This window comes from Undibacterium sp. TC9W (genome assembly GCF_049339865.1).
In the GTDB taxonomy this organism is placed as follows: Bacteria; Pseudomonadota; Gammaproteobacteria; order Burkholderiales; family Burkholderiaceae_D; genus Undibacterium.
Genome location: NZ_JBMPPJ010000114.1, coordinates 1 through 246 on the forward strand (window position 1 = coordinate 1; position 246 = coordinate 246).

Below are 246 nucleotides of genomic sequence, written 5' to 3' on the forward strand. Positions count from 1 at the left end.
TGCCAGTGCCTGCTCTTCAGTCGCAGACTGGTAGATGCGCTTTAAATCGGCGGTAACTTCTTTATAGTCTTTCCAGGAAACATATTTCAGGCTGTTGCGAACCATGTGCACAATGCAGAGCTGAATACGGGTCTGTGGGTATTCGGCAGCAATGGCGTCAGGGAAGCCTTTCAAGCCATCGACACAGGCGATCAGGATATCCTGCACGCCCCGGCTCTTGAGTTCTGTCAGCACGGACAGCCAGAA

At 52.4% G+C, this 246-nt stretch carries 1 protein-coding gene; it reads right to left on the bottom strand.

Features of this window, described 5'->3' with window-relative positions:
- The coding region (locus ACO0LN_RS30470) for a transposase (protein ID WP_422980529.1) at positions 1-246 on the bottom strand (246 nt) is incomplete at both ends.